This is a genomic window from Tardiphaga sp. (assembly GCF_028290495.1).
In the GTDB taxonomy this organism is placed as follows: Bacteria; Pseudomonadota; Alphaproteobacteria; order Rhizobiales; family Xanthobacteraceae; genus Tardiphaga.
The window spans coordinates 1-5,087 of the sequence record NZ_JAQGJT010000114.1 but is presented as its reverse complement, the minus strand read 5'-3'; the positions used below and the strand labels follow the sequence as shown (position 1 = coordinate 5,087).

Annotated in this window: 7 protein-coding genes; all 7 read left to right on the top strand. The window is 61.4% G+C overall.

What is annotated here, in order from left to right; all coding sequences use genetic code 11:
- On the top strand, positions 1-113 hold a 113-nt coding region (gene rpmD / locus JWQ24_RS17375; protein ID WP_299810593.1), incomplete at its 5' end, for a 50S ribosomal protein L30.
- A 117-nt stretch (positions 114-230) separates the two neighbouring features.
- The gene (rplO, locus tag JWQ24_RS17370) at positions 231-722 is read left to right on the top strand and encodes a 50S ribosomal protein L15 (RefSeq protein ID WP_299810590.1); all 492 of its coding nucleotides are present in this window, start codon (positions 231-233) and stop codon (positions 720-722) included.
- 148 nt (positions 723-870) lie between these two features.
- Positions 871-2,202, top strand: coding sequence for a preprotein translocase subunit SecY (gene secY, locus JWQ24_RS17365; protein ID WP_299810587.1), 1,332 nt, complete (start codon positions 871-873; stop codon positions 2,200-2,202).
- Positions 2,199-3,125: an adenylate kinase gene (locus JWQ24_RS17360; protein ID WP_299810584.1), complete on the top strand. Its 927-nt coding sequence runs from the start codon at positions 2,199-2,201 to the stop codon at positions 3,123-3,125. The genes secY and JWQ24_RS17360 overlap by 4 nt, the downstream gene beginning before the upstream one ends.
- Before the next feature lie 190 nt (positions 3,126-3,315).
- A complete protein-coding gene (gene rpsM / locus JWQ24_RS17355; RefSeq protein ID WP_299810581.1) occupies positions 3,316-3,684 on the top strand; it encodes a 30S ribosomal protein S13 in 369 nt (122 codons plus the stop codon).
- A 124-nt stretch (positions 3,685-3,808) separates the two neighbouring features.
- Positions 3,809-4,198: a 30S ribosomal protein S11 gene (rpsK, locus tag JWQ24_RS17350; protein WP_299810578.1), complete on the top strand. Its 390-nt coding sequence runs from the start codon at positions 3,809-3,811 to the stop codon at positions 4,196-4,198.
- 102 nt (positions 4,199-4,300) lie between these two features.
- Positions 4,301-5,087: DNA-directed RNA polymerase subunit alpha (locus tag JWQ24_RS17345; RefSeq protein WP_299810575.1), on the top strand; the 787-nt coding region annotated here is incomplete at its 3' end.

The window sequence follows — 5,087 nt, the reverse complement described above, 5'->3', positions numbered from 1 at the left end:
TGATCGGCATGAAGCTCAATAAGATCGGTCGCGTCACCGAACTGCAGGACACTCCTTCGGTTCGCGGCATGATCGCCAAGGTTCAGCACCTCGTCCGCGTGGTCGAGGATTAAGCAGCTCACGTCGTCCTGATGCAGCCCAAGATTGGCTGCCAGGGCGGCAACCGCCGACCTTCGAGGCCCGGTCAGACCGGGGCCTCAGGACGACGGCTCGACAGAGGGAAGAGAACGATGAAGCTCAGCGATATCGCCGATAACGCCGGCTCCCGCAAAAAGCGTATGCGCGTCGGCCGCGGCATTGGCTCCGGCAAGGGCAAGACGTCCGGCCGTGGCGGCAAGGGCCAGACCGCGCGTTCGGGCGTGCGTATCAAGGGCTTTGAAGGCGGCCAGATGCCTTTGCATCGTCGCCTGCCGAAGCGCGGCTTCAACAACATCTTCCGTCTCGACTTCACCGAGATCAACCTGGACCGCCTCCAGGATGCAATCGACGCGAAGGTGATCGATACCAGCGGCGTGATCAACGCTGAATCGCTGGTCAAGGCCCGCGTGATCCGTCGCGTCAAGGATGGCGTCCGTCTGCTCGGCCGTGGCGAGATCAAGGCCAAGCTGAACATCGAAGTCCATGGTGCGTCGAAGACCGCCATCGAGGCGATCGAGAAGGCCGGCGGCACCGTCAAGATCCTGAACCCGAAGCCGAAGAAGGCTGAAGGCGAAGCAGCGTAACATCTGCGTCACCGTCTGCGACAGCAGACGGTATTGCGCGATGCGGCGGTAGAATTTATCAATGCCGAGCACCAATTAATGTCCGGCGTCTGCCGCGTGCCCTGCCTGTCGGGGTCCGCCGGCGCGAGGGGCGCGGGAGAAGGTCACTATGGTCTCTGCAGCAGAACAACTAGCCGCAAACCTCAACTTTTCGGCACTCGGCAAGGCCGATGAACTGAAGAAGCGCATCTGGTTCACACTGGGTGCGCTGCTTGTTTATCGGTTTGGCACCTATATCCCGCTGCCGGGCATCGACCCCGCAGCCTGGGAAGCGGTCTTCAAGTCGCAGGCCGGCGGCATTCTCGGCATGTTCAACATGTTCGCCGGCGGCGGCATCAACCGCATGGCGATCTTCGCGCTGAACATCATGCCGTATATTTCGGCATCGATCATCATCCAGTTGCTGACCACCGTGTCGCCGAAGCTCGAGGCTCTGAAGAAAGAGGGCGAGTCCGGCCGCAAGGCGCTCAACCAGTACACCCGTTACCTGACCGTCATCCTGGCCATCTTCCAGTCCTACGGCATTGCCGTCGGCCTGCAGGGCGCCGGCAATGTCGTCAGCGAACCCGGCATGTTCTTCCTGATCTCGACCTCGGTGACGCTGACCGGCGGCACGATGTTCCTGATGTGGCTGGGCGAGCAGATCACCTCGCGCGGCATCGGTAACGGCATCTCGCTGATCATCCTGTCCGGCATCGTCGCCGAGCTGCCCTCGGCGATCGCCAACATGCTTGAGCTGGGCCGCCAGGGCGCCTTGTCGACCGGCCTGATCCTGCTGGTCATCATCATGGCTGTGGTCGTGATCGCCTTCATCGTGTTCATGGAGCGGGCGCAGCGTCGTTTGCTGATCCAGTATCCGAAGCGCCAGGTCGGCAACAAGATGTTCGAGGGACAGTCCTCGCATCTGCCGCTGAAGCTCAATACGTCGGGCGTGATCCCGCCGATCTTCGCCTCGTCGCTACTGCTGCTGCCGGCGACGGTCGCGAACTTCAATGCCGGGAAGGGGCCTGACTGGTTCCAGTGGCTGACCACGCAGCTCAGCCACGGCCGTCCGCTGTTCCTGATCATGTATGTGTCGCTGATCGTGTTCTTCGCGTTCTTCTACACCGCGATCGTGTTCAACCCGACCGAGACCGCCGACAATCTGAAGAAGCATGGCGGCTTCATTCCAGGCATCCGCCCGGGCGAGCGCACCGCCGAATATATCGACTACGTGCTGTCGCGCGTCACGGTGTTGGGCGCGGCCTATCTCGCGGTCGTCTGTTTGATCCCGGAGATCCTGATCTCTTATGCTTCGGTCCCGTTCTACTTCGGCGGCACCTCGTTGCTGATCGTTGTCAGTGTCACCATGGATACGGTTGCGCAGGTTCAGGGCTATCTGTTGGCGCACCAGTATGAAGGCTTGATCCGGAAATCGAAGTTGAGGGGCCGGCGCAAATGAGGTTGATTCTTCTCGGGCCGCCGGGGGCGGGCAAGGGAACACAGGCGCAGCGACTCGTTGAACGTCACGGCATCGTCCAACTCTCCACCGGCGACATGTTGCGTGCCGCCGTCGCCGCCGGGACCGAGATCGGTCTCAAGGCCAAGGACATCATGGCTTCGGGCGGCCTGGTGTCGGACGAGATCGTGATCGGCATCATCTCCGATCGAATCGAGCTGCCGGATGCCGCCAACGGCTTCATCCTCGACGGCTTTCCGCGCACCGTGCCGCAGGCCGAGGCGCTAGATGCCCTGCTGAAGTCCAAGGGGCTGAAGCTCGACGCGGCCGTCGAACTGCGCGTCAACGAAAGCGCGCTGCTGCAGCGGGTTGAAGCGCGCGTCGCGCAGATGACCGAGCGCGGCGAGACGGTGCGTATCGACGATACGCCGGAAGTTCTGGCGAAGCGTCTTGCCAGCTACCGCACCTCGACCGAGCCGCTGGTGCACTACTATTCGGAGAAGCGAAAGCTGGTCACGATCGACGGCATGATGTCGATCGAGGAAGTGACGCTGGAAATCAACCGGGTACTGGCCGCGATCACTGAGTCGGTCGGTTCGGTGAAGAAGACCGCGCGCAAGGCAGCGAAGAAGAAGTCGCCGGCCAAGCGCGAATCGGTCGTCAAACCGGCGAAGAAAGCGGTCAAAAAAGCCGTGAAAGCGCCGGCGAAGAAGGCCAAGGCAGCGAAGGCAGCCAAGAAGACGGTAAAGAAAGCCGTCAAGAAGGCTGCAGCGAAGGCCGTCAAGGCGCCGAAGAAGGCCGCGAAAGCGGCTTCCAAAGGTAAAACGGTGAAAAAGGCCAAGAAAGTCGCCAAAAAGGCGGTTTCAGCGGCCAGGAAGCCGGCAAAGACCGTCAAGAAAGCCGCCAAAAAGCGAGCCAAACGCTAGAGTCGGTTGACGAAACGAAGTCGAATACATTAATAAGGCCCGTATCCAGTCGGATGTTTGTCAGACGATGCCGGGCCCCAACCAAGTTTAGGGGACGGGCGTCGTGTTCGCGTTTGCGGATACCCGCCCGACAGCCCGACAGAACGAATATAATGCCGCTCCGTGATGGACCGGTGACAGGAGAGAAGTCTTGGCCCGTATCGCCGGTGTAAATATCCCGACCAACAAGCGCGCGCTGATCGCGCTTCAGTACATTCATGGCATTGGCCAGAAGAACGCCGCTGACATCCTCGAGAAGGTCAAGATCCCTTCGGATCGTCGCGTCAATCAGCTGTCTGACGCCGAAGTTCTGCAGATCCGTGAAGTGATCGATCGCGACTATATGGTCGAGGGCGATCTTCGTCGCGAGACCGGCATGAACATCAAGCGCCTGATGGATCTGGGTTGCTACCGCGGCCTGCGTCATCGTCGCGGTCTGCCGGTTCGTGGCCAGCGCACGCACACCAATGCGCGCACCCGCAAGGGCCCGGCCAAGTCGATCGCCGGTAAGAAGAAGTAATTTTGCGAATGGCGGGTGGCGAATAGTGAGCAGGGGAAACCCTGGTCGCTATTCGCCACTCACCGTTTGCTGATGTAGCCGCTGGCACTACGGCGGCGTTTGAGATCACAGGAAAGGTTATACTATGGGCAAGGAAGCCACCCGCGTACGTCGTCGTGAACGCAAGAACATTGCATCCGGCATCGCGCACGTGAACTCGTCGTTCAACAACACCACCATCACCATCACTGACGCGCAGGGCAACACCATTGCATGGTCGTCGGCCGGCACGATGGGCTTCAAGGGCTCGCGCAAGTCGACCCCTTACGCCGCGCAGGTTGCCGCAGAAGACGTGTCGAAGAAGGCGCAGGAGCACGGCATGCGCACGCTGGAAGTCGAAGTCGCGGGTCCCGGTTCGGGCCGTGAATCGGCGCTCCGCGCGCTGCAGGCTTCGGGCTTCACCGTGACTTCGATCCGCGACGTCACCACGATCCCGCACAACGGTTGCCGCCCGCGCAAGCGTCGGCGCGTCTAAGAATTGTTGCGAACGCGGGTGGCATCGGCCGCCCGCGGTTGTTTTTGTTGATTTGATATCGCGTGGACGAACCGCGATCTCCACAGCCTGAGGTTTGCCGGCATGGGTGATACAGTAACGATCCAGAAGAATTGGCAGGAGCTGATCCGGCCGAACAAGCTGCAGGTAACTCCTGGCAGCGATCCTACGCGTTTCGCGACCCTGGTCGCCGAACCGCTCGAGCGCGGCTTCGGCCAGACGCTGGGCAACGCGCTGCGTCGCATCCTGTTGTCATCGCTGCAGGGCGCCGCCGTGCAGGCCGTGCACATCGACGGCGTGCTGCACGAGTTCTCCTCGATCTCCGGCGTGCGTGAAGACGTCACGGACATCGTGCTGAACGTGAAGGACATCTCGATCAAGATGCTCGGCGAAGGCCCGAAGCGTATGGTCATCAAGAAGCAGGGCCCGGGCGCCGTAACCGCTGGTGACATCCAGACCGTCGGCGACGTCACGGTGCTCAACCCCGACCTGCAGCTCTGCACCCTCGACGAGGGCGCCGAGATCCGCATGGAATTCACCGTGGCTGCCGGCAAGGGCTACGTCGCCGCCGAGTTCAACCGTCCGGAAGATGCGCCGATCGGCCTGATCCCGGTCGACAGCCTGTACTCGCCGGTTCGCAAGGTGTCGTACAAGGTCGAGAACACCCGCGAGGGCCAGATTCTCGATTACGACAAGCTGACCATGACCATCGAGACCAACGGTGCGCTGACGCCGGATGACGCCGTGGCCTATGCCGCGCGCATCCTGCAGGACCAGCTCAACGTGTTCGTGAACTTCGAAGAGCCGCGCAAGGAAGTTGCCCAGGAGATCATTCCCGATCTCGCCTTCAACCCGGCGTTCCTCAAGAAGG